The sequence below is a fragment of the Streptomyces sp. R-74717 genome, assembly GCF_047305335.1.
GTDB classification, from domain to species: Bacteria; Actinomycetota; Actinomycetes; order Streptomycetales; family Streptomycetaceae; genus Streptomyces; species Streptomyces atratus.
Map to the genome: position 1 here is coordinate 4,124,952 of NZ_CP102361.1, position 21,971 is coordinate 4,146,922.

Sequence of the window (21,971 nt, forward strand, 5' to 3'; positions counted from 1 at the left end):
GGTGAATTACTTCTCGATGATCGCGAGCACGTCGCGAGCCGAGAGGACGAGGTACTCCTCGCCGTTGTACTTCACCTCGGTGCCGCCGTACTTGCTGTACAGCACGACGTCGCCGGTCTTGACGTCGAGCGGAAGGCGCTCGCCGTTCTCGAAGCGGCCCGGGCCCACGGCCAGGACGACGCCCTCCTGGGGCTTCTCCTTGGCGGTGTCCGGAATGACCAGGCCGGAGGCCGTGGTCTGCTCGGCGTCGAGCGGCTGGACCACAATGCGGTCCTCGAGCGGCTTGATCGCAACCTTGGTGCTGGCGGTCGACACGATCCGGTCTCCCCCTTCGGAGATCTCACGGGGTTAAGAGTCTTTGGATGGCGACCAGGTGGATCCGTCGTCGCGGGTGCCGGACCTGCCAGTCGCACAGTACTGCTGGCACTCTCCAGTGGTGAGTGCCAGCACCGAGACTATGACCGGGATTAGCACTCGGTCAAGCGGAGTGCCAATTCAGCCAGTCGTGGCGTCATGCGGACCCGCCCGCACACGGCGCGACGGGGCGCCTGTCGCATGCGACAGTCCGGACAACGCAATGGTCCGGACAACATAGGGACAACGCGGGGACGGACCGCACCGTTCCGTACGACCGTGGTTCATGCTCGAACCTCCGTACCAGCCGTCGAACCCGCTCCCGCATCGCCCCTCGGCCGCGCAGGACTCCTCGCGCCCCGTGAACGGCTGACTCGACGTGCTGCCGGGCCTGCTGCTGGTGGCCCTGGAGGGACTGATCTGCGCGGCCGCCGCCCACTGCCCGGCCTTCTCGCGGTGGGACCCCGGCTGCCAGGAGCCGACGGAGCCGCCGCCGATGGGCTGGGCGCCCGTCCTCGTCCTCGTCGGCATCGCCGCGGTGATCTGCCCGTTCACCGTGGTGCTGATCCGCGCGAACCGGCCCTGGGCGGGTGTGGCCCAGGTCCTGGCCGTGCTCCTGCTGTGCGTCGTGGCGGCACTGATCGGGCACGAGGACTACCGCCGCTCGCACCCGGCGCCGGCCTCCGCTCCTCCGTACGGTCCCGGCCGGTCCGGCCACCAGTGCTTCAGCCGTGGCGACACCCGCGAGTGCCTGGACTCCGGCGGCTGAGGGCAGGCGATGACGACCAGCGACCCCGGGGCCCCGTGATCGCCGTGCGGATGCGCCTGCGGGCCCGCCGCGGGGGCCGGCTTCGGGCGGGTCACCTTCTGTGCGGCCTTGCGGCCCAGCCGTTCGATCGGGTCCACCGACTGTGCGCACCCGGCGGTTGCGGCCAGGAGCGCACCGGCGGTCAGCAGCCCGGCGAGCAGCCGATGCGCCCTTCTCATACGTAGTCCTCCAGCCGGGCCACGGCGTACCCCTTGTCCGTGATGGTCTTCATGACCGCCCGGACCATGTCGGCCATGCTGCCGCCCCAGCCCTTCCGGCCCTGGAAGTGCGTGAGGATGATGTCGCCGGGGTGCAGGTCCTGGTCCGCCTCGCGCCACTTCATGTGGTCCGGGAACGCCTCCGCGTTCCAGAGCGGTACGGCCTTGATGCCGCAGGACTTCGCGATGCGGAGCGTGTCCGCGTTGTAGTTGCCGTACGGCGGGCGAAAGAGGGTGGGCCGCTGCCCGTACTGCTCCTCGATGACGGCCTGCTGGTCGCAGATCTCGCTCTTCTGCTCGCTGTACGAAAGTCCGGGCAGGTAGGGGTGGTTGAGCGTGTGGTTGTTGAGGCCGACACCCAGCCGCTGCATCTCCAGGAAGTACCCGTAGCTGTCGCGCACCAGGTAGTCGCTGAGGAACGCGCTGTACGGGATGTCCAGCTCGTCCATCATCTGCAGCAGTTCGGGATCCTTCTCGGCACCGTCGTCCATCGTCAGGAAGACGACCCGGTCCTTGGTCGGGACGGTGGTGAAGACCGGCGGCAGCGAGTCGTCGCCGCCGTTGACCTCGAACCCCTCGCGGGTGGTGATGTGCGGCTTCACGGCGGGCGGCGGGGGTGCGATCAGCGGTGGCCTGCCCAGCCCCCACTTCTTGGCGAGGGCCGCCCGTACGGCCGGGCTGAACCTCGCGTTCTCACGGAGCCCGGCGGGTGCGCCGCCCTGGCCGGCAAGCTGTCCGGGGCCCGCCCCCGGTCCGGGAAGGCCCGGCGGTCCGGCGGCAGGCCGGGCCCGGCGCCCGTCACCGCCGCCGGACCGGCCGCCGGCCTGGGAGGCGCAGCCGGAGCAGACCGCGGCGACCAGGAGTGCGGCCAGGGCCGCGCAGGCCGGCCGATGCCTGCCGGAGCCCCGCCCGCCCCCCGGTTCAGGCTTGCCCGATCCGCTCCTTTTCATGGTTAATTTTTCCTTTTGTCGTACAAGTTGCATGGCGTCGCATCCTGCCAGCACGTGAGGGGCGCCTCGGCCCGACACCGCCACCGGACCCGCCGGTCAACCCGGCTGGCTCACAATGGGCGCGTGAACGCCTTCGCCCCGAACGACCCGTCCGACGCCCCCGACCCGTCCGACCCCCTCGCCGCCTTCATGGCCCTGCGCACCCCCGAGGGCGCGGCGCTCCTGGACGGGCTGCGGTCGTACGACCCCGCCCAGGAGCTCGCCACCGCCACCCGGCTGCGCCGCACCCACCCGGCCTCGCTGGTTTCAGCGGCGCTGGGGCAGGCGCGGCTGCGGCAGCGGGCGGTGGCGAAATTCGGTGCCGAGGACGCGTACCGGATGTTCTTCACACCGAACGGCGTCGAGCAGGCGACGCGTACGTCGGTGGCCACCCATCGCGCACAGCGCTTCGTGGCGGCGGGCGGAGTGCGGAGCGTCGCCGATCTCTGCTGCGGGATCGGCGGCGACGCGATCGCGCTCGCACGGGCGGGCATCTCCGTACTCGCAGTGGACCGCGACCCGCTGACCGCCGAGGTGGCCCGCGCCAACGCCGCCGCACTCGGCCTGGACGGGCTGATCGAGGTGCGGTGCGCCGATGTCACCGAGATCGACACCTCGCCCTACGACGCGGTCTTCGTCGACCCGGCCCGGCGCGGCGGCAGGGGCAGGATCTTCGACCCCGAGGCATACTCACCGCCGCTCTCCTGGGCGACCGGCGCCGCGCTCGGGGCGCCCCGTGCCGCGCTGAAGATCGCCCCCGGCATCCCGCACGAGGCGATCCCGGCGCAGGCGGAGGCCGAGTGGATCTCGGACGGCGGCGATGTGAAGGAGGCGGTGCTCTGGTTCGGCGAGGGCTTCACGGCCGGCTCCTACCGCGCCACCGTGCTTCCCGCCCGCGCCACCCTGTGGTCCGGCGCCCCGCTGCCCGCCCCGCCCGTCGGCCCGGTCGGCCGCTATCTTTACGAGCCGGACGGCGCCGTCATCCGCGCCCATCTGGTCGCCGACATCGTGGCGCGGTGCGACGGGCGGCTGGTCGACGAGACCATCGCGTACGTCACGAGCGACCAGCCGTACGACTCCCCGTACACCGCCGGGTACGAGATCACCGACCGGCTGCCGTTCAACATGAAGAAGCTCAAGGCGCTGCTGCGGGAGCGGAAGGTCGGCGTCCTGACGGTGAAGAAGCGCGGCTCGGCCGTCGAACCGGAGGAACTGCGCCGCAGGATGAGGCTCCAGGGACCGAACGCCGCGACGGTCTTCCTCACCCGGGTGGCCGGAGCCCCGACGATGCTGCTCGGCCACCCCCTGAGCGGACCCGCCTGACCGCCGGGGGCGGCCATCAGGCCAGGTCGGTCAGGTCCTCGGCGTACACCTGCGAGAGCGGCTGAGGACCCACGTACTGCTGGCAGTTGCACTGCCCCGACTCGAATCGGACCGGCTTCTTGGACTCGTCCCAGGCGGTCGGCACCTCGACCCGCTCATGGCACTTGCCCTGCTTGTCGTGCTTGGCGAGATGGTGCGTGCAGCCACAGACCGGCTCCGGCGGCCTGTGGGCCGCTTCGACGGCCAGCCGCTCCTGCTTGGCCGCCTCCAGCAGCTCCAGCTTGCGGGTGTGCCGGTTGCGCAGCGTGGTACGAACGTTGTCGACGGCCCATCCGAAGCCGCCCGTCCAGAAGATGATGAGCACCCACCAGTACCACTCCATGTGGCACTCCTCCCCCTGCGTGACTCATGTATCCGGTCAGGATAGGTCCGGGGTCAGCGGTGCGCGCCACCCCCGACGGAGAACAGCGGCTCCGGAGCGGTGGCCCCGATCAGTACCCGCAGCACCCAACGGCGGTGGGCGAACGCCTTGGTGATGCCGATCAGTCCGACGATCCAACCGGTCATCCCGAGTCCCATGGCCAGGGCGACCAGGCCGTAGGCCCCCCGGCCCGCTTCGGCGGTCGCCGGGACGACGATGCACGCGTACAGCCCGAGTGCGCACAGCGCGAAGGACATCAGCAGCCAGACCAGGCTGACGCCCGGCATCCGCAACCGCGCATCGCGTGCCGGGTCGCGGTCCAACTCGCCCCAGGCGGCGAGCAGTAGGCGGATGTGGCGATCGCGGCGCAGACCGATGACGACAAGGATGATCGCGGGCACCATGCAGCAGGCGCCCATGCCGACGAGGATCACACCGAGCACGGTGCTGAAGATGTCGTACGACTGCTCGAACGTGACGATCGCCGAGCCCACCAGCGACCAGCCCACCGCACAGAGCGCTCCCCACAGCCACAGCACCGCCAGCCGCCCCGGTGAGACATGCATCTTCACCAACTCCCCGAGCACCACGGCCCGGTCGGCGAGCAGCGCCTCACGGTCGGGCCAGGCACGTATCTCCACGGGCGGTGGGGGCGGCGGAAGTTGTGCAGGGCTGAACATGGACCCGACCCTACCGACCGGGCCTCCTCCCCCTGCGGGCGGGCACAGTGCGTCGGGGCCGCCGGAGTGCCATGCTGGGAAGGGACACACGGAGGTTCGCGATGGGGTTCTATGTCGAGCGGATCGTGCCCCGGATCGCCGATGCCGTCGGCGGAATGAAGTCGGTCGAGCCGCTGCGGCGCCGGGTCTGCGAAGGCCTGTACGGCGAGATCATCGAGATCGGGTTCGGTTCCGGGCACAACGTTCCGTTCTACCCGGATGCCGTCACCGACGTGGCCGCGGTCGAGCCGTCCGATCTCGGCTGGAAGCTGGCCCATGACCGTATCGACGCGGGGCACACCCCGGTGCGGCGTGCCTGTCTGGACAGCCGGTACCTGCCGTTCGAGGACGACACGTTCGACGGCGCCCTGTCCACGTGGACGCTGTGCACCATCCCCGACGCCGATGCGGCGCTGCGCGAGGTGCGGCGGGTCCTCAAGCCCGGCGCGACCCTGCACTTCCTGGAGCACGGGCTGGCGCCGGAGGAGGACGAGAACGTACGCCGCTGGCAGCGCCGCCTCGATCCGCTGGAGCGGCGGCTCTTCGCCGGGTGCCGTCTGACCCGGCCGATCGCCGGGATGCTGACGGCCGCGGGGTTCACGATCGTCGACCTGGACGTGTTCTACGAGAAGGGCGCGCCGAGGCCGATGGGTGCCGACTCGATGGGCGTCGCCGCGCCCTGAGGGGGCCGGTGCCGGGGGCGGGGCGGAGTCGGATGGTGCCGAAGCCTCTGCAGGGTGGACTTGTCCGGCGCCCGGAACTCATCGGTCGGTGCGGTCCTGAAGTGCCGCGCGGTCCAGGAGCATCGCGCGTTCCCGTTCGTTCCGGGTCAGTCCGGCCGCCCGTACGAACTCCGCCCGCGCCTCGTCCGTACGGCCCGTCCTGGCCAGCAGATCGCCGCGGACGCTGGGCAGCAGGTGGTAGTCCTTGAGCGCCGGGTCGTCGGCCAGCGCGTCGACCAGGGCGAGACCGGCCGCCGGGCCCTGCGCCATCGAGACCGCCACGGCCCGGTTGAGCTCGACGACCGGGGACGGTGCGATCACGGCGAGGCGGTCGTAGAGGGCGGCGATGGTCGCCCAGTCCGTGTCCTCGTACGTCACCGCCCGGGCGTGGCACGCGGCGATCGCGGCCTGCAGGGCGTACGGGCCGAGACCGGCGCCCTCCTCGGTCGCGGCCACGGCCCGCTCCAGGGCCGCGACACCACGCCGGATCAGCAGGTGGTCCCAGCGGGCCCGGTTCTGGTCGGCGAGCAGCACCGGCGCACCGTCCGGCCCGGTCCTCGCGGCGGTGCGCGAGGCCTGGAGTTCCAGCAGCGCGACCAGGCCGTGAACCTCGGACTCCTGCTCCATCAGGCCCGCGAGCACCCGGGCCAGCCGCAGCGCGTCCTCGCACAGCGCCGGGCGCAGCCAGTCGTCGCCCGCGGTCGCCGCATACCCCTCGTTGAAGATCAGGTAGATGACTTCGAGCACGGAATCGAGGCGGGCGGCGCGCTCTGGTCCGTAGGGCACCTCGAAGGGGACGCCCTCCCGGCCCAGGGTCCGTTTCGCCCGGACGATGCGCTGGGCGACGGTCGGTTCGGGGGCCAGGGACGCACGGGCGATCTCATCGGTGGTGAGCCCGCCGAGCAGCCGCAGGGTGAGGGCGATCCGGGCCGCGGTGGAGAGCACCGGATGGCAGGCGGTGAAGATCAGCCGGAGCAGGTCGTCGTCGATGTCGTCCGCTTCGGCGGGTTCGGGCGGCGGCACGTCCTCCAGGGCCCGCCCGACCTCGGCCAGCTTGCGCGCGTACGTCTCCTTGCGGCGTACGAGATCGATCGCGCGGTGTCTGGCGGTGGCCATGAGCCAGGCGCCCGGCCGGTCCGGGACACCTGACTCCGGCCACTGTTCCAGCGCGGCCACCAGGGCGTCCTGCGCGAGTTCCTCGGCGATGCCCACGTCCCGCACGATGCGGGTGACACCTGCGATGATCCGCGCGGACTCGATCCTGAAGACCGCTTCGACCGCCGTCCTCGCACTTGCTGCTGTCACGGTCACTCATCAGAGCAGCCGTGCCGGGAAGCGGCAAGCGCGACCGGTCAGAGGCCCGTGGCCTCGTCGATCTGGCGGACCTCGGAGGTGACGGTCCAGTTCGCCGGGTGAATCTGCAGGAACCGCTTGGTCCATTCCAGGGCCTCGGCCTTGTCCTTGGCCTGGAGGATGGCGTAGCCGCCGACGACCTCCTTGGTCTCGGTGAAGGGACCGTCGGTGCAGCTGAGCTTGCCACCGGACCAGGTGACCCTCGTGCCCTGCGCGGTCGGGGTGAGCCCGGCCGTCTCCAGCATGACCCCGGCCTTGGTGATCTCCTCGAACAGGGCGCCCATGCGCTTCTCGAACTCGGGGCCCGGGTTCTCGGAGGGGAGGTTCTGCTCATCGATGCGGATCAGCGACATGAAGCGGGGCATGGTGACTCCTCGGTCGGAAGGGCGGGGTCCTTCCCCGCCTCTCACCCTTGCGTCGAACGGGAGACGGCCGGATCGACAGCTCCACCGGAATTCTTCTGAGAATCTTCCGGAACGGCCACCGCAGCCGTCCGTTCCGGTGCCGGGAGCAGCACCAGGGCCACCAGCGCCGCCGCCGCGAGCAGTCCCGCGCAGACCCAGAACGCCACCGCGTACCCCGCCGCCAGATCGGCCGGCCGGCCCCCTTCGCCGGTGACCTGTGCGGCCACGGTGACCAGGACCGCGAGCCCCAGCGAGCCGCCGACCTGGCGGGCGCTGTTCAGCAGCCCGGAGGCCATCCCCGTCTCATCGGATGCGACGTCGGTCGTGGCCGCGGTGCCGAGCGGTACGAAGCACATCCCGATGCCGGCGCTGCAGACCAGGGACGGGCCGAGGATCGAGTACAGGAAGCTGCCGTCCGCCTGCGCCGTCGCCGCGAACCCGGCGAGGCCGAGCGCGGCAAGAGCACCGCCCGCCGCCAGCAGCCGCCGGGTGCCGAGCGCCGCGACCGTACGGGTGGCGACGAGCGAGCCCGCGACGACGCCCACCGAGAACGGAACAAACGCGACACCGGCGGCGGTCGGCCCGTAACCGAGCACCTGCTGCATGTAGAGCGAGGCGAAGTAGAACGCGGCGAACTGCCCCGAGCTCAGCAGCAGGCAGAAGAGATTCGCGGTCAGGACCGGCCTTCCCTTCAGCAGACCGAGACGCAGCAGCGGAGTCGCGGCCCGCAGCTCGACGGCGGCGAAGGCGACCAGCAGGAGCACGGCGGCGCCGAGCGTGCTCAGCGTCTGGGCCGACCCCCATGGGTGGGTCGATGTGCGTACGAGCCCGAGGACCAGCAGTGACGTACCGGCGGTGGCCAGCAGCGCTCCGGCCACATCGAGCCGGGCGCCGGTCCGGACAGGACGGCTCTCCAGCCCGGAGCGTACGGCTCCCACCAGCGCGAACACCACGATCGGCACATTCACCAGCATCACCGCACGCCAGCTCGCCGCATCGGTGAGCACCCCGCCGGCGAGCACGCCCACCGCGCCGCCCGCCGCACCCGCCATGCCCCACAGCCCCAGGGCGCGGGAGCGGGCGGGCCCGGCCGGGAAGGCGATGGCGATCAGGGCGAAGGCGACCGGGGCGAGCGCGGCCGCGCCGATCCCCTGAACCGCCCGTGCGGCGATCAGCCCACCGGGCGACCACGCGAGTCCCCCGGCCAGGCTCGCCACGCCGAACAGCACCAGGCCCGCCGTCAGGACCCGGCTGCTGCCGATCAGGTCGGCGAGACGCCCGCCGAGCATCAACAGCCCGCCGAACGCCAGCGCATAGGTGTTCACCACCCAGAGGAGCCCCTCCGGGGTGAAGCCGAGATCGCGGCGCATGTCCGGCAGCGCGACGTTCACCACGGACATGTCCAACGCCACCATGAACTGCACGACGAGAGCCACCATCAGCAGCCAACGCACGTGCCGTGACTGGTCGTTCATGACTTCCCCTTCCCTCGCGGTCACTCGGTCGAGCCATTACTATACGCGTATAGAAATTAGCCGCGAGAGGACCGGTGAAGAGGCGGGGGCATGGGGACGGGAGACAATGCCCGGGTGTCAGGGACAGAAGAGGCGTCAGGAACAGCGAAGAAGCAGACGGCGGCGAAACGGTCCGTCGGGCGGCCGCGCAGGCTCGACCCGGACGCGATGGTCGCCACCGCGCGCCGCATCATCGAGGAAGAGGGCCTGGACGCCCTGAGCATGCGGCGGGTGGCCAAGGAGCTCGGCTCCACGCCGATGGCGCTGTACCACTATGTGCAGGACAAGGACGAGCTGCTGATGCTCACCCTGTCGGGCACCGCGGCCGCCTTCCCGCGCCCCGAACTGCCCGAGGACCCGCGCGAGCGGCTGCTCGCGGTGGCGGTGCACATGCACGGCATCCTGGAGCAAATCCCCTGGGTGCTGGACATCCTGGCGCTGGGCGAGCTCACCGACAAGAACGCGCTGTGGATGGTCGAGGAGATCATCGGCTCCGCGCTCGCCTGCGGCCTCTCCCCCGCCCGGGCGGTACGCGCGTACCGGACGATCTGGAGTTACGTCTACGGCGACCTGGTCTTCCGCAGGGCGGCCGAGCGCCGCGCGGAGAACCCGCCGAGCAGGCGGTACTTCCCCGAGATGATCACCGAGGAGGACGCGGCCGCGCTGCCCCGGCTGACGGAGGTCAAGGACCGGTGGCGCGAGTACGCCGCCGAATACGAGGTGGCGGAGGAACTCGACGCGATCATCGAGGGGCTGATCAGCCGAGAAACTTCCCGGGGCTAGGGACTTCCGGGGGCTAGGGACTTCCCGGGGCTAGAGACTTCCCGGGGCTAGGGACTTCCCGGGGCTGGAGATTCCCCGGGACTCTGCGGCTCGCCTCAGCCGAGGGACCCGACGGCCCCCAGGGACTCGAAACGCCAGCGGTGCACCGGACGAGTGATCAGCTCGGCGGCCGGTTCGGGAAGCTCGGGCAGCTCGTCGCCGTACGCCCCCTCCCACCAGGTGATGACCAGGACCCGGTCCTGCGGGGCGCGCAGCAGCTCGCGGCGCAGCGGCTCGCGGGCCAGCTCGGCCGACCGGGCGCGCGCCCACTCCAGGAGTTCGAGGCCCCTGCCGTCGGCGGCGCGGGCCTCCCACATCAGCGCAACGGTCGTACCGCTCATGAGTAGAGGTTGTCCTTGCTGATCTCGTGCACATGGTCGTGGTCGTGCGCGTGGGCACCGGGGACGTGGGTGTCGGTCACCGGCAGCGACGAGTCCGCGGACAACTCCAGGTCCGACGCCGGCCTGCCCCGGGCCACCATCTCCGCACCCAGCGCCGCGACCATCGCCCCGTTGTCCGTGCAGAGCCCCGGCCGCGGCACCCGCAGGCGGATGCCGGCACGCTCGCACCGTTCCTCGGCCAGCGCCCGCAGCCGCGAGTTGGCCGCGACACCGCCGCCGACCATCAGGTGGTCGACGCCCTCGTCCTTGCAGGCCCGGACGGCCTTCCGGGTGAGCACATCCACCACGGCCTCCTGGAAGGACGCGGCCACATCCCGTACCGGCACCTCTTCGCCCGCCGCGCGCTTGGCCTCGATCCAGCGGGCCACCGAGGTCTTCAGGCCGGAGAAGGAGAAGTCGTACGCGGGGTCGCGCGAGCCGCTCAGACCGCGCGGGAACGCGATCGCCTTCGGGTCGCCCTCCTTCGCCAGCCGGTCGATGACCGGACCGCCGGGGAAGCCGAGGTTCAGCACCCGGGCGATCTTGTCGAAGGCCTCGCCCGCCGCGTCGTCGATGGTCGCACCCAGCGGCCGTACGTCATTGGTGATGTCCGGCGCGAGCAGCAGCGAGGAGTGGCCGCCGCTGACCAGCAGCGCCATCGTCGGCTCGGGCAGCGGGCCGTGCTCCAGCTGGTCGACGCAGATGTGCGAGGCGAGGTGGTTGACCCCGTAGAGCGGCTTGTTCAGCGCGTACGCGTACGCCTTCGCCGCCGAGACGCCGACGAGCAGCGCGCCCGCGAGCCCGGGACCCGCGGTGACGGAGATGCCGTCGAGGTCGCGGGCGCTGATCCCGGCCTCCTTCAGGGCGCGCTCGATGGTGGGGACCATCGCCTCCAGGTGCGCGCGGGAGGCGATCTCGGGGACGACGCCGCCGTAGCGGGCGTGTGTGTCGACGCTGGACGCGACGGCGTCGGCGAGCAGCGTCGTACCGCGGACGATGCCGACGCCGGTCTCGTCGCAGGAGGTCTCGATGCCGAGTACGAGCGGTTCGTCAGCCATCAGTCAGTCTCTGTTTCCTGTACGAGCTCTTGTACGTGATCGTGTTCGTGCACGTGGAGGCGCATGACGAGTGCGTCGATGTTGCCCGGCTGGTAGTAGCCGCGTCGGAAGCCGATCGGCTCGAAGCCGAAGCGTTCGTACAGCTTCTGCGCCCTGGTGTTGTCGACGCGGACCTCGAGAAGCACCTCGGCACACTCGAAGGCCGTGGCGTGCTTCAGCAGATCGGTGAGCAGTTCGGAGCCGAGGCCGCCGCCCCAGTGGTCGCGGGTGACACCGATCGTCTGTACGTCGGCGAGGTCACCGGCCGCGGCGAGCCCGGCGTAGCCGACGATCCGGCCGGTGGCGGGGTCCTCGGCGACGACGTAGCGGCGGGTGGCCTGCGGGCCGCGGGAGTGCGCCAGCTCGGACCAGAACATGCCGGCCGACCAGGCGTCGTCCGGAAACAGCTCATGTTCGAGCTCCAGCACCGGATCGATGTCCCACCAGCGCATCTCGCGCAGTACGGAAGTCATGGTCGTCACTTCGGGGTGACCACCTTGTAGTTCTTCGGGACCTGGGCGTCGGGCCTGCGGAGGTAGAGCGGCTGCGGCGGCAGCAGTTCCGCGCCCGCGGCGAGACGCTCGGCGGCGAGGGCTGCCAGCGCACCTGCGCAGACGTGCTCCGGGCCCCGGGCGTCCGGGAACGCCTCGGGGTAGAGCACCGCGCCCGCCCCGACGACGGGAAGTCCGGCGAGCTGCTCGGCGATGTCGGCGGGCCGGTCGACGGCGGGCTCCGTGGCGCGCGTGCGGAAGTCCTCGTACCTCGCCCAGTAGACCTCCTTGCGGCGGGCGTCCGTCGCCACGGCGAACGGGCCTTCCAGGCCGTCCTGTCCGGCGGCGTACGCGAGACCGTCCAGGGTGCACAGCCCGTGCACGGGTACGGAGAGCGCGGAGCCGAAGGTCGCGGCCGTGACCAGGCCGACCCGCAGCCCGGTGTACGGTCCGGGGCCGACGCCCACGACCACGTCCGTCACTGCGTCGAGTTTCACCCCGGCCTCGGCGAGGACCCGGTCGACGGCGGGCAGCAGCAGCTCCCCGTGCCTTCGGGCGTCGACCTGGCCGGACTCGGCGACGACGGAGGTCCCGTCGTGAAGGGCGACGGTGACGGCGGGGGTGGCGGTATCCACGGCGAGCAAGAGCACGCAAACAGCCTACGGCTCCTCCGACCGGGCACGGCGTCCCGTACGGCGTCCTGGTACGACCGGTCCCGGCTGCTACCGTCACCGTGTACACGCGGGTACGACGTAAACGCTTGTACTACATACAGAAGTGAAAGGGGCGCGCACGGTGTCTAGGGGCAGCTCGGGAATCGTGGCCGGGCTCACTGCGGCGGCTCTCGCCGCGGTCGGTTTCCTGGCCTACCAGGCATCGGCGAACGCCCCCGACTCCGTCGCCGCCCCCAAGCCGAAGGTTTCCAGCAGCGCCCCTGCCGCCGCCCATGACAAGCCGAAGGCCAAGAAGCCTCCGGCCGCGCTCCCTGCCGTCTCCGGTTCCGGAAAGCGTGTGGTGTACGCCCTGGAGGACCGTCAGGTATGGCTCGTCGACGCGACCGGGGATGTGACCAGGACCTTCGAGGTCATGCCGAGCGCGCTGAGTCCGAAGCCCGGGACGTACCAGGTGGCTACGCGCTCGGGGCCCGCCACCAAGGGCTCGGACGGCGTGATGATCGAGCACGTGGTGCGGTTCGCGATGGCGGACGGCGTGGCCGTGGGATTCAGCGCGGCACTGGACGGCTCGATGGAGAGCCCGGACCCGTCGCTGAAGACGGGCGGCGTGCGAATGTCCCGGGCCGACGGGGATGCGATGTGGGGGTTCGCGGCGGTGCGCACGAACGTGGTCGTCGTCCCGTAACCCCGGGGGTGTCCACAACCGCCGGACGGGCCTGGATTCCGCCCACACGGCTCGCGTTCCCCACGCCGCGGCGCCGCCCGTCCGTTCAGCCTGCCCGGCGCTCCAGGGCGGACTCGGCGTGGTCGGCGCCGGAGGGCGAGACAGCGGCCGGAGCCCGGTCCGTGGACGGCGGCGGCGTCGAGACCGCCGTGGCGGCGGCGCAAGCCGCCAGCAGATCTCTCATCGATGGCGGCGGCGGCACTTCACGTTCGGCGGACGTCGTCATGGATGCCTCCTGAGGCTCCGATGGAAGGCATGGTTAGGCAGACCTAACCCGCTCTCGCCATCCATGTGACCACGCCCGCCCCGCCCGGCGCAACAATTTGCCGACACACTGTCGGAAAGCGCACTCGCGCTCAGCCCTCCAGCGTCCCTCGCGCACCCCGCAGGCCCGCCCAGCGGGCCCCGATCCCCACCAGCGTCACCGAGCGCCGTTCATCGTCCGTGTCGCCGACCGTGCGGTGGATCAGCACCTGCAGCCGGTCCTCCGACAGTTCCTCGACCTTGCCGTCGCCCCATTCCACGACCACCACCGACTCCGGCAGCGACACATCGAGGTCCAGGTCCTCCATCTCGTCCAGCCCGCCGCCGAGGCGGTACGCGTCGACGTGGACCAGCGCGGGACCGCCGGTCAGCGACGGGTGGACGCGGGCGATCACGAAGGTGGGAGAGGTGACGGCGCCGCGCACCCCGAGGCCCTCGCCGAGCCCCCGGGTCAGCGTCGTCTTTCCGGCGCCGAGCTCACCGGTGAGCATCACGAGGTCGCCGGGGCGCAGTACGCCCGCGATCCGACGGCCGAGGGCCTGCATCTGTTCGGGGGACTCGACGGCGAGGCTCACGGTGACGGTGCCCGGCGCGGCGCTCTCGTCCACCTCAGCCGCCAGGCTGTTGTGCGGTGCTTCCATGCCCGCCAACGTTAGCCGCTGCCGGCACCGCGCCGACGCGTACCAGCAGGTCCGCCAGCCGGTCCGTCACCGTTTCCGGGTGTTCCAGCATCACCAGATGACCCGCGTCCGGGACGATGACCAACTCCGCGTCCGGGAGATGGTCCGCGATGGCCTCGCTGTGCGAGCTGGGCGTCACCAGGTCCTTGTCGCCCGCCAGGATCAGCACCGGGAGGTCACGGAAGGCGGGCAGGACGTGGCTCTTGTCGTGTTCGGTGAAGGCCGGGTAGAACTCGGCGACCACATCGATCGGGGTGGATTCGATGAGCCGCTCGGCGAACCGCTCGACCGCCGGGTCCACGTCCCGCGAACCGAACGAGTACCGCTTGATCAGCCCGGCGAAGAGATCGGCGGTCGCCCGCCGGCCCCGTTCCACCAGCTCGGCCTGGGAGCCGAGCGCCTTGAGCACCCCGGGCAGCACCCGCCGCACGGCGTTCACGCCCGCGATCGGCAGCCCGAAAGTGACCTCGCCGAGCTTTCCGCTCGATGTGCCGACGAAGGCGACGGCGGCGACCCGGTCCCGGATGAGCTGGGGGTACTGCTCGGCGAGCGCCATCATCGTCATGCCGCCCATCGAGTGCCCGACCAGCACCAGCCGGCCTTCCGGGGCGGCCGCGTCGATGACCGCCTTCAGATCACGGCCGAGCTGGTCGATACCGACCGTCACCCCGTCCGCCTGTGCCCGGCCCCGCTCGGAGCGGCCGTGGCTGCGCTGGTCCCAGTGGACGGTGCGGACCAGGCCGCGCAGCGCCGCCCGCTGGAAGTGCCAGGAGTCCTGGCTCAGGCAGTAGCCGTGGCTGAAGACGACGGTGACGGGCGCGGGTGCCTTGCGGCCGAAGAGCCGGCGGCGGCGCGTACCGGCCCCCGTGGCGGTACCGGAGGCGCTGGTACCGCTCTCGCCGCCCCCGGCGGCCCCCGTACCGCCGTCCGGTTCGACCTCGTCGACCTCGTAGTACAGCTCGGTGCCGTCGTCTGCCGCGGCCCGGCCGGGCAGCCCGCGCAGCGAGCCGTACGGCCCCGAGGCGTCCAGCGCCAGCCTCGCCCTTCTGCGCATGCCACGGCCCACGGTCAGCCGCTCGACCGCGACGCCGGCGGCCGCACCTGCCGCGATCACACCTATGGCGGCTCCGGCGATCCCTGCCCGGCGCCAGCCGACCGCCGTAGCGGCCGACGTCACCGCGTCCCCCGCACCGATCTCGCTCACCGTGCCGCGCTCCTCGTCGGTCGTATCCGTCAGGTCAGGGCTGGTCTGTTCCGGTCGTGCTCAGATCGTGCCTGGTCAGGGGCGCTTGATCGGTCAGGACTCGGCCGGGGTTCCATTCAGATGGACGCGCGGAACACGGCTGCTGATCCGGGTGACGATCTCGTACGCGATCGTGTCGCAGGCCTGCGCCCAGTCCTCGGCGCTCGGCTCGCCCCGGTCCCCCGGGCCGAAGAGCACCGCCTCGGTGCCCACCTCGATCTCGTCCCCGTCGAGGTCGACGACGAACTGGTCCATGGCCACCCGGCCCGCGATCCGCCGCCGCACACCGCCGACCAGGACGGGTGCACGGCCCGAGGCATGGCGCGGGATGCCGTCCGCGTAGCCGACCGGTACCAGGCCCAGGACGGTCTCGGCGGAGGTCGTGTAGTGGTGTCCGTAACTGACCCCGTGACCGGCCGGCACCTGCTTGACCAGGGCGACCGACGCGACGAGCGTCATGACGGGGCGCAGCCCGAAGTCGGCCGCGGTGCCCAGCTCGGGGCTGGGCGAGATGCCGTACATCGCGATCCCGGTCCGGACGAGATCGAAGTGCGCCTCGGGGATCGTCAGCGTCGCCGGGGAGTTGGCGATGTGGCGCACCTCGGGGTCGACGCCCTCCTTCTCCGCGTACGCGACCATGTCCCGGAACACGTTCAGCTGGGCGGCGATGGAGGGGTGGCCGGGCTCGTCGGCGCAGGCGAAGTGGGACCAGAGGCCGGTGATCCTGACAGTGCCGGCGTCCTCTGCGGCGCGGGCGGCGGCGACCAGCTCCGGCCAGTCGGCGGGCTGGCAGCCGTTGCGCCCGAGGCCGGTGTCGGCCTTGAGCTGGACACGGGCCGGAATGCCGGCCTCCGTGGCCGCGGCCACGACCTCGCGCAGGGCCCACATCCCGCTCACCGACACGTCGATGTCGGCCTCGATCGCCTGGCGCCAGGGGCCGCCCGGCGTCCACAGCCAGCACATCACCCGGCCACCGAGCCCGGCAGCCCGCAGGGCGAGCGCCTCCTGCGGCGTCGCGGTGCCCAGCCAGGTCGCCCCGGCCTCCAGTGCGGCCCGGGCGCAGGGCACCGCCCCGTGCCCGTACGCATCGGATTTGACGACGGCCATGAGTTGCGCGCCGGCCGCCCGCGCGCGCAGTACACGCACGTTGGCGCGCAATGCGGCGAGGTCGATCTCGGCACGGGCTCTCAAGGACGCTGTCTCGTTCATCGCGCCCAGTCTCTCAGAGGCGTACGACAGGGCCCTCGGGCGGCGGGTCGGGAAGGGCCCGCAGCCGGGGTCGCCCGCCGTGCTGGGTGTGTACACCTCAGTGGCGGCGCAGCTCGTGTTCCAGATGGTCGACGAGGACCGGGACATGGCTGTGCGGTACGTCCTTGACCGCCGTGACCAGCGTCACCGGGCCGCCCGCGCGGACCAGTTCCATCAGCTCCCCGACGGCCGCCGTGTGGGCGGGGTCGGCCAGCTCGGCCCGGTAACGGTCGACGAAGTCGTCGTAGCGGGTGCCCGTGCGGTCCTCGTGGTACCAGGCGCGCAGCTCGTTCGACGGGGTGACGTCCTTGAGCCACTTGTCGATCCGGGCCCGGTCCTTGGCCACACCGCGCGGCCAGAGCCGGTCGACGAGGACGCGGGTGCCGTCGCCGTCCTCCTGCGGGTCGTACACCCGGCGTACACGCACATCGCTGCTGCTGCCCACGATCGGCCCTCCTGTCGACCCCTGTCAGCCCGTGTCGGCGTCTGCCTGCGCCCAGGATCACTCAGGCCCGTACGTCGCGCCACGCCGCCGCCATCGCCTCGGCGACGTCCTGCGCGGCGACGGGAGCACCGTTCGAGGCGTGGCGGGCGGCCAGACCGTGCAGATACGCACCGACGGACGCGGCGTCGCGCGGGGCGAGGCCCGCGGCCAGCAGGGAGCCGGTCAGGCCGGAGAGGACGTCGCCGCTGCCGGCCGTGGCCAGCCAGGCGGTGCCGGTCGAGTTGACCCGTACGGGAGTGTCTCCGGTGTCGGTGGCGACCAGGGTCGTCGACCCCTTGAGCAGGACCGTGGCCCGGTAGCGGGCGGCCAGTTCCCGTACGGCGGCGAGCCGCCCCCCTTCGACCTCCTCGCGCGGGACGCCGAGCAGGGCTGCGGCCTCACCGGCGTGCGGGGTGAGGACGGTCGGCGCGGTGCGCGAGCGTACGGCGGTGGCGTCGAGCAGCCGCAGCCCGTCCGCGTCGACGAGCACCGGAACGTCCGCGGCCAGCACGCCACGGACCGCCTCGACGGCCTCCGTACCGTCACCGAGCCCGGGCCCGACGACCCATGCCTGCACCCGACCCGCCTTCGACGGCGGCCCCGCATGGACCAGCGTCTCCGGATGGCGGGCGATCACCGCGCCGGCGCCGGGACCGACGTACCGCACGGCCCCGGCACCGCCCCGCAGCGCCCCGGAGACGGCCAGCACCGCCGCCCCCGGGTACCGCGCCGACCCGGCAACGATGCCGACGACACCACGCCGGTACTTGTCGCTCTCGCTGCTGGGAACCGGCAGAAGTGCGGCGACGTCCGCGTACTGCAGGGCTTCCAGGTCGGGTACGTCGGGCAGCTCGGGCCCGAGCCCGATGTCGACGAGGTGCAGCGCGCCCGCCAGGTCGGCGGCCGGGTCGATGATCAGCCCCGGCTTGTACGTTCCGAAGGTGACGGTCGCGTCGGCGCGCACCGCATGACCGAGCACCTCACCGGTGTCGGCCTCGACCCCGCTGGGCAGATCGACGGCGACGAAGGCCGCACCGGTCGCCTCGAAGGCCCGCACCAGCTCGGCGGCCTCCGCACGCAGCCCCCCGCGCCCGCCGATGCCGGTGATTCCGTCCACGACGAGATCGATGTGTCCGCCCCAGGCGCTCGTGGCCGCGTCCCCCTCCGCCACGCGCCCGCCCGCCGCGCGGAGCGCCGCGAGCCCGCTCTCATGGGCGCGCCCCGGGGAGGTGAGCACGGCGCGCACGCCCGCGCCGCGGCGGGCCAGCCGGGCGCCCGCGTACAGCGCGTCGCCCCCGTTGTCGCCGCTGCCGACGAGCAGGACGACCCGGGACCCGTACACCCGGCCGCGCCGCCGCAGCACATCGGCGCAGGCCGCCGCGAGCCCCGCCGCGGCCCGCTGCATCAGGGCGCCCTGGGGCAGCTTGGCCATCAGGGCCCGTTCGGCGGCCCGTACGGTCTGGACGCTGTACGCAGTACGCATGTGCTCAACCCTCCGCGATCACCACGGCCGACGCCACCCCCGCGTCGTGGCTGAGCGACACATGCCAGTGCCGTACGCCCAGCTCGGCCGCGCGCGCGGCAACCGTGCCGATCACCCGCAGCCGGGGCTGCCCGCTGTCCTCGACGTACACCTCGGCATCCGTCCAGAGCAGGCCGCTCGGCGCGCCGAGCGCCTTCGCGAGGGCCTCCTTCGCTGCGAACCGCGCGGCGAGCGAGGCGATACCGCGCCGCTCGCCGCTGGGCAGCAGCAACTCGCTCTTCAGGAAGAGCCGGTCGGCCATCTGCGGCGTACGCTCCAGCGCCGCGTCGAACCGTTCGATCTCGGCCACATCGATCCCGACCCCGATGATCACGCGTGTTCCTTCACTGCTCGCTACTCCACGGTCACGGACTTCGCCAGATTGCGCGGCTGGTCCACATCGTTGCCGCGGGCCGTCGCCAGTTCGCAGGCGAATACCTGCAGCGGCACGGTCGACACCAGCGGCTGAAGCAGCGTAGGCGTAACGGGAATCCGGATGAGATGGTCGGCGTACGGGACGACCGCCTCGTCGCCCTCCTCGGCGATGACGATGGTGCGGGCGCCGCGGGCCCGGATCTCCTGGATGTTCGACACGATCTTGTCGTGCAGCACCGACCGGCCGCGAGGTGAGGGCACGACCACGACGACCGGCAGATCGTCCTCGATGAGCGCGATCGGCCCGTGCTTGAGCTCACCGGCGGCGAAGCCCTCGGCGTGCATGTACGCGAGTTCCTTGAGCTTCAACGCGCCTTCCAGGGCTACGGGATAGCCGACATGGCGGCCCAGGAAGAGCACGGTGTCGTGGTCGGCCAGGGAGCGGGCGAGTACGCGTACGGGTTCCATGGTCGCAAGGACCCGTTCGACCGCCCCGGAGATCTCGGAGAGCTGGCGGATGACGGTCCGGATCTCGTCTCCCCACTTCGTACCGCAGATCTGTCCCAGATACAGGGCGACGAGGTAGCAGGCGACGAGCTGGGTGAGAAACGCCTTGGTGGAGGCGACGGCGACTTCGGGCCCGGCGTGCGTGTAGAGCACGGCGTCGGACTCCCGCGGGATGGTGGAGCCGTTCGTGTTGCAGATGGCGAGGACCTTCGCGCCCTGTTCGCGGGCGTGCCGCAGGGCCATCAGAGTGTCCATCGTCTCGCCGGACTGGGAGATCGCGACGACGAGGGTGCGGTGGTCGAGGATCGGGTCGCGGTAGCGGAACTCGCTGGCCAGCTCGGTCTCGCAGGGAATCCTGGTCCAGTGCTCGATGGCGTACTTGGCGATCATCCCTGCGTGGAACGCGGTACCGCAGGCGACGATGACGACCTTGTCGACCTCCCGGAGCTCGCGGGGCGTGATCCGTACCTCGTCGAGGTGGAGCCGGCCCGCGCCGTCGATCCGCCCGAGGAGCGTGTCGGCGACGGCCTTGGGCTGGTCCTCGATCTCCTTGAGCATGAAGGAGGCGTGGCCGCCCTTCTCGGCGGCGGAGACGTCCCAGTCCACGTGGTACTCACGGACCTCGGCGGGCCGCCCGTCGAAGCCGGTGACGGTGACACCTTCCCGGCGCAGCTCCACCACCTGGTCCTGCCCCAGCTCGATCGCGGATCGGGTGTGCGCGATGAACGCGGCCACGTCGGAGGCCAGGAACGACTCGCCCTCCCCCACCCCCACCACGAGCGGCGAGTTGCGCCGGGCCCCGACCACCGCGTCGGGCGCGTCCGCGTGCACGGCGACGAGGGTGAAGGCGCCCTCCAGCTGCCGGCAGACCTGCCGCATCGCCTCCGCCAGGTCGGCACAGGACGAGAACGCCTCGGCGAGGAGATGGGCGACGACCTCGGTGTCGGTCTCGGAGGCCAGATCGTGGCCGCGCTCGGCAAGTTCGGCGCGCAGGACGGCGAAGTTCTCGATGATCCCGTTGTGCACGACGGCGACGCGGCCCGCATTGTCGAGGTGCGGGTGGGCATTGGCGTCGGTGGGGGCGCCGTGAGTGGCCCAGCGGGTGTGCCCGATCCCGGTGGTCCCGGCCGGGAGCGGCGCCTCGGCCAGCGTCTTCTCCAGATTGACGAGCTTCCCGGCCTTCTTCGCGGCGGCCAGCCCGCCGTCCGCGAGGACGGCGATTCCCGCCGAGTCGTAGCCCCGGTATTCGAGGCGCTTGAGACCCGCGACAACGACGTCCTGCGCCGACTGTCCACCGACGTATCCGACGATTCCGCACATACCGTTCCCTTCCTGGTCGCCCGCCCCTCTTCTCCGCATCGTCGCAGAAGGTGAACGGGGCGGCAGAAAATCGAGCCCCTCCGGCGATCGAGGCTGCCTGCCTGCTGGGGAGTCGGGTCCTGTGACGGAGGCCGGGAAGCTGTTGCTGATCTCGGCGCGGAGAAGGCACTACGCCCGTAGGTCCTTCCATGGCCGACAACCGACGTGGGTGTCTCACCGGTCTCCCGGCCGAGTACAGCCGGGCCGGGCCCGGAGGCGTGAGGAGCGGCGGGGGTGGAGGACCGCCGGGACCATCAGGGCGCCAGGGGGTGGTGGCGGGGCGGTGGGAGTCAGGCGGGAGACCAGGGCCGTCACCGCGGTCTCGGCGATCGTCGCGGGGTGCAGGGTCACGGTGCTCACCGGCGGATCGTTCTCGGCGTATGCCTGGTCTTCGCTGGCGCAGACGAGGAGGAGGTCGTCGGGGATCCGCAGGCCATGGCGGGCCGCTGCGGCCAGGACCTGGCGGCCGCCGGGGTCGTAGACCGTGTAGACCGCGTCGCAGGCGCGGGCGGCGAAGACCGCGTCGAAGCCGTGGCCCGGGGCGTCGTACGGGTCGAAGGTGAGGAGCAGTGGCGTCCGGCCGTGCTCGTGGCACCACTGCTCGTACGCGCGGGTCACGGCCCGGGTGTAGTGCTCGTCGCCATACCCGGCGTGCAGGGCGATCCGCCGGGCGCCCGAGGCCGCCAGGTGGCCGAGGACCTCGCGGGTGGTGGCGATGTGGTCGTTGTCGACCCAGACGTCCCCGGGCCTCGGGTCGACGGGGCGGCCGTCGAAGACGAGCGGGATGCCCCGGGCGCGCAGCGCACGCAGCACAGGGTCGTCCGTGGGGCTGTCGAGGAGCAGCATGCCGTCCACGGTGAGGGTGTGCCACGGCGTCTCGGCCCCGCGGGCGGCGGGGAGGATGGTCAGGGCGTAGCCATGGGCGTGCGCGGTGGTGGTGGCGGCGGTCAAGAACCGGGCGAAGTACGGGACTTCGATGAAGTTCCAAGCCGATCCGGCGTAGGTCGTGACGGCCACGCCCAGGGTCCCCCCGGTCCGCGGGGTCCGCCTGGCGCCGTAGCCGAGCGCGGTGGCCACCTCACGGACCCGGCGGCGCGTGGCGTGGGCGAGCCGGCCGGTTTCGTTGAGAGCGTGCGAGACGGTGGCGGTGGAGACCTCCGCCGCGCGGGCGACATCGGCGAGGGTGGGCCCTGACATGGCGCCATCGTATGGATTGCGGTGCGGATTCCGTCGTCCAGGGTGGGTTCTGGTTACGGCGTTAATCAATGAGGGTCCG

General features: G+C 71.8%; 25 protein-coding genes. 5 read left to right on the forward strand and 20 right to left on the reverse strand.

Going from position 1 to position 21,971, the window contains the following annotated elements:
- Positions 1-6: 6 nt before the first annotated feature.
- Positions 7-315 (reverse strand): co-chaperone GroES, encoded by a 309-nt coding sequence (gene groES / locus NRF20_RS18520; protein ID WP_093540722.1) that lies wholly within the window; start codon positions 313-315, stop codon positions 7-9.
- A 418-nt stretch (positions 316-733) separates the two neighbouring features.
- Here groES and NRF20_RS18525 point away from each other — a divergent pair, with 418 nt between their 5' ends.
- The gene (locus NRF20_RS18525; RefSeq protein ID WP_398631312.1) at positions 734-1,123 is read left to right on the forward strand and encodes a DUF6234 family protein; all 390 of its coding nucleotides are present in this window, start codon (positions 734-736) and stop codon (positions 1,121-1,123) included.
- A gap of 214 nt (positions 1,124-1,337) precedes the next feature.
- Here NRF20_RS18525 and NRF20_RS18530 read toward each other — a convergent pair whose 3' ends face one another.
- Positions 1,338-2,363, reverse strand: coding sequence for a polysaccharide deacetylase family protein (locus tag NRF20_RS18530; RefSeq protein ID WP_413752930.1), 1,026 nt, complete (start codon positions 2,361-2,363; stop codon positions 1,338-1,340).
- A gap of 156 nt (positions 2,364-2,519) precedes the next feature.
- Between NRF20_RS18530 and NRF20_RS18535 the strand changes: the two genes are divergently transcribed.
- A complete protein-coding gene (locus NRF20_RS18535; RefSeq protein ID WP_413754578.1) occupies positions 2,520-3,692 on the forward strand; it encodes a THUMP-like domain-containing protein in 1,173 nt (390 codons plus the stop codon).
- 16 nt (positions 3,693-3,708) lie between these two features.
- Here NRF20_RS18535 and NRF20_RS18540 read toward each other — a convergent pair whose 3' ends face one another.
- Positions 3,709-4,074, reverse strand: coding sequence for a hypothetical protein (locus NRF20_RS18540; RefSeq protein ID WP_398631315.1), 366 nt, complete (start codon positions 4,072-4,074; stop codon positions 3,709-3,711).
- Positions 4,075-4,127: 53 nt separating this feature from the next.
- Positions 4,128-4,793 (reverse strand): hypothetical protein, encoded by a 666-nt coding sequence (locus tag NRF20_RS18545; RefSeq protein ID WP_398631316.1) that lies wholly within the window; start codon positions 4,791-4,793, stop codon positions 4,128-4,130.
- Between the two features lie 101 nt (positions 4,794-4,894).
- Between NRF20_RS18545 and NRF20_RS18550 the strand changes: the two genes are divergently transcribed.
- Positions 4,895-5,515: a class I SAM-dependent methyltransferase gene (locus NRF20_RS18550; RefSeq protein ID WP_398631317.1), complete on the forward strand. Its 621-nt coding sequence runs from the start codon at positions 4,895-4,897 to the stop codon at positions 5,513-5,515.
- 78 nt (positions 5,516-5,593) lie between these two features.
- On the opposite strand, the gene NRF20_RS18555 is transcribed toward NRF20_RS18550, so the two are convergent.
- Genes NRF20_RS18555 through NRF20_RS18565 form a run of 3 tightly spaced genes read right to left on the reverse strand, consistent with a single transcriptional unit; the run spans position 5,594 to position 8,786 of the window.
- On the reverse strand, positions 5,594-6,865 hold the full coding sequence (locus NRF20_RS18555) for an RNA polymerase sigma factor (RefSeq protein WP_398631318.1): 1,272 nt from the start codon (positions 6,863-6,865) through the stop codon (positions 5,594-5,596).
- A gap of 41 nt (positions 6,866-6,906) precedes the next feature.
- On the reverse strand, positions 6,907-7,272 hold the full coding sequence (locus NRF20_RS18560; protein WP_266358684.1) for a YciI family protein: 366 nt from the start codon (positions 7,270-7,272) through the stop codon (positions 6,907-6,909).
- Between the two features lie 41 nt (positions 7,273-7,313).
- A complete protein-coding gene (locus NRF20_RS18565; RefSeq protein ID WP_413752931.1) occupies positions 7,314-8,786 on the reverse strand; it encodes an MFS transporter in 1,473 nt (490 codons plus the stop codon).
- Between the two features lie 114 nt (positions 8,787-8,900).
- On the opposite strand from NRF20_RS18565, the gene NRF20_RS18570 reads away from it, so the two are divergent.
- Entirely contained in the window at positions 8,901-9,608 is a 708-nt protein-coding gene (locus NRF20_RS18570) for a TetR/AcrR family transcriptional regulator (RefSeq protein WP_413752932.1), read from the forward strand.
- Between the two features lie 95 nt (positions 9,609-9,703).
- Here the strand turns inward: NRF20_RS18570 and NRF20_RS18575 are convergent, their stop codons facing one another.
- The 4 genes from NRF20_RS18575 to tsaB are packed head-to-tail and all read right to left on the reverse strand — an operon-like array spanning position 9,704 to position 12,265.
- Positions 9,704-9,988 (reverse strand): hypothetical protein, encoded by a 285-nt coding sequence (locus tag NRF20_RS18575; RefSeq protein ID WP_398631320.1) that lies wholly within the window; start codon positions 9,986-9,988, stop codon positions 9,704-9,706.
- Positions 9,985-11,085, reverse strand: a complete 1,101-nt coding sequence (gene tsaD, locus NRF20_RS18580; RefSeq protein ID WP_093893479.1) for a tRNA (adenosine(37)-N6)-threonylcarbamoyltransferase complex transferase subunit TsaD — start codon at positions 11,083-11,085, stop codon at positions 9,985-9,987. Before tsaD ends, NRF20_RS18575 begins: the two co-directional genes overlap by 4 nt.
- Positions 11,085-11,606: a ribosomal protein S18-alanine N-acetyltransferase gene (gene rimI, locus NRF20_RS18585; protein ID WP_398631321.1), complete on the reverse strand. Its 522-nt coding sequence runs from the start codon at positions 11,604-11,606 to the stop codon at positions 11,085-11,087. The genes tsaD and rimI overlap by 1 nt, the downstream gene beginning before the upstream one ends.
- Positions 11,603-12,265, reverse strand: a complete 663-nt coding sequence (gene tsaB, locus NRF20_RS18590) for a tRNA (adenosine(37)-N6)-threonylcarbamoyltransferase complex dimerization subunit type 1 TsaB (RefSeq protein ID WP_383045861.1) — start codon at positions 12,263-12,265, stop codon at positions 11,603-11,605. The genes rimI and tsaB overlap by 4 nt, the downstream gene beginning before the upstream one ends.
- A gap of 145 nt (positions 12,266-12,410) precedes the next feature.
- On the opposite strand from tsaB, the gene NRF20_RS18595 reads away from it, so the two are divergent.
- Entirely contained in the window at positions 12,411-12,974 is a 564-nt protein-coding gene (locus NRF20_RS18595; RefSeq protein WP_398631322.1) for a hypothetical protein, read from the forward strand.
- A gap of 85 nt (positions 12,975-13,059) precedes the next feature.
- On the opposite strand, the gene NRF20_RS18600 is transcribed toward NRF20_RS18595, so the two are convergent.
- From NRF20_RS18600 to NRF20_RS18640, 9 genes are all read right to left on the reverse strand, one after another.
- On the reverse strand, positions 13,060-13,239 hold the full coding sequence (locus NRF20_RS18600; RefSeq protein ID WP_398631323.1) for a hypothetical protein: 180 nt from the start codon (positions 13,237-13,239) through the stop codon (positions 13,060-13,062).
- 130 nt (positions 13,240-13,369) lie between these two features.
- On the reverse strand, positions 13,370-13,918 hold the full coding sequence (gene tsaE, locus NRF20_RS18605) for a tRNA (adenosine(37)-N6)-threonylcarbamoyltransferase complex ATPase subunit type 1 TsaE (protein ID WP_266358695.1): 549 nt from the start codon (positions 13,916-13,918) through the stop codon (positions 13,370-13,372).
- Positions 13,887-15,161 carry an alpha/beta fold hydrolase gene (locus NRF20_RS18610; RefSeq protein WP_266358696.1) on the reverse strand — a complete coding sequence of 425 codons (1,275 nt, stop codon included), beginning with the start codon at positions 15,159-15,161 and terminating at the stop codon, positions 13,887-13,889. Before NRF20_RS18610 ends, tsaE begins: the two co-directional genes overlap by 32 nt.
- Before the next feature lie 93 nt (positions 15,162-15,254).
- Positions 15,255-16,409, reverse strand: coding sequence for an alanine racemase (alr, locus tag NRF20_RS18615; RefSeq protein WP_413752933.1), 1,155 nt, complete (start codon positions 16,407-16,409; stop codon positions 15,255-15,257).
- 97 nt (positions 16,410-16,506) lie between these two features.
- Positions 16,507-16,893: a DUF488 domain-containing protein gene (locus NRF20_RS18620; RefSeq protein ID WP_398631326.1), complete on the reverse strand. Its 387-nt coding sequence runs from the start codon at positions 16,891-16,893 to the stop codon at positions 16,507-16,509.
- A 61-nt stretch (positions 16,894-16,954) separates the two neighbouring features.
- Positions 16,955-18,415, reverse strand: coding sequence for an NAD(P)H-hydrate dehydratase (locus NRF20_RS18625; RefSeq protein WP_398631327.1), 1,461 nt, complete (start codon positions 18,413-18,415; stop codon positions 16,955-16,957).
- Positions 18,416-18,419: 4 nt separating this feature from the next.
- Positions 18,420-18,788, reverse strand: a complete 369-nt coding sequence (locus tag NRF20_RS18630) for a holo-ACP synthase (RefSeq protein WP_093897275.1) — start codon at positions 18,786-18,788, stop codon at positions 18,420-18,422.
- A 20-nt stretch (positions 18,789-18,808) separates the two neighbouring features.
- Complete coding sequence (gene glmS, locus NRF20_RS18635) at positions 18,809-20,656, reverse strand: glutamine--fructose-6-phosphate transaminase (isomerizing) (protein WP_413752934.1); 1,848 nt, start codon at positions 20,654-20,656, stop codon at positions 18,809-18,811.
- Positions 20,657-20,869: 213 nt separating this feature from the next.
- Positions 20,870-21,892, reverse strand: coding sequence for a LacI family DNA-binding transcriptional regulator (locus tag NRF20_RS18640; RefSeq protein WP_413752935.1), 1,023 nt, complete (start codon positions 21,890-21,892; stop codon positions 20,870-20,872).
- Positions 21,893-21,971 lie beyond the last annotated feature (79 nt).

Excerpts from the sequence above, each read along its gene's own strand:
- NRF20_RS18600 (WP_398631323.1), bottom strand. The coding sequence starts at position 13,239 with ATGACGACGTCCGCCGAACGTGAAGTGCCGCCGCCGCCATCGATGAGA.
- NRF20_RS18575 (WP_398631320.1), bottom strand. The coding sequence starts at position 9,988 with ATGAGCGGTACGACCGTTGCGCTGATGTGGGAGGCCCGCGCCGCCGAC.
- tsaE (WP_266358695.1), bottom strand. The coding sequence starts at position 13,918 with ATGGAAGCACCGCACAACAGCCTGGCGGCTGAGGTGGACGAGAGCGCC.
- NRF20_RS18545 (WP_398631316.1), bottom strand. The coding sequence starts at position 4,793 with ATGTTCAGCCCTGCACAACTTCCGCCGCCCCCACCGCCCGTGGAGATA.
- NRF20_RS18625 (WP_398631327.1), bottom strand. The coding sequence starts at position 18,415 with ATGCGTACTGCGTACAGCGTCCAGACCGTACGGGCCGCCGAACGGGCC.
- alr (WP_413752933.1), bottom strand. The coding sequence starts at position 16,409 with ATGAACGAGACAGCGTCCTTGAGAGCCCGTGCCGAGATCGACCTCGCC.
- NRF20_RS18565 (WP_413752931.1), bottom strand. The coding sequence starts at position 8,786 with ATGAACGACCAGTCACGGCACGTGCGTTGGCTGCTGATGGTGGCTCTC.
- NRF20_RS18535 (WP_413754578.1), top strand. The coding sequence starts at position 2,520 with ATGGCCCTGCGCACCCCCGAGGGCGCGGCGCTCCTGGACGGGCTGCGG.
- NRF20_RS18530 (WP_413752930.1), bottom strand. The coding sequence starts at position 2,363 with ATGCAACTTGTACGACAAAAGGAAAAATTAACCATGAAAAGGAGCGGA.
- NRF20_RS18550 (WP_398631317.1), top strand. The coding sequence starts at position 4,895 with ATGGGGTTCTATGTCGAGCGGATCGTGCCCCGGATCGCCGATGCCGTC.
- NRF20_RS18640 (WP_413752935.1), bottom strand. The coding sequence starts at position 21,892 with ATGTCAGGGCCCACCCTCGCCGATGTCGCCCGCGCGGCGGAGGTCTCC.
- NRF20_RS18560 (WP_266358684.1), bottom strand. The coding sequence starts at position 7,272 with ATGCCCCGCTTCATGTCGCTGATCCGCATCGATGAGCAGAACCTCCCC.
- tsaD (WP_093893479.1), bottom strand. The coding sequence starts at position 11,085 with ATGGCTGACGAACCGCTCGTACTCGGCATCGAGACCTCCTGCGACGAG.
- NRF20_RS18540 (WP_398631315.1), bottom strand. The coding sequence starts at position 4,074 with ATGGAGTGGTACTGGTGGGTGCTCATCATCTTCTGGACGGGCGGCTTC.
- glmS (WP_413752934.1), bottom strand. The coding sequence starts at position 20,656 with ATGTGCGGAATCGTCGGATACGTCGGTGGACAGTCGGCGCAGGACGTC.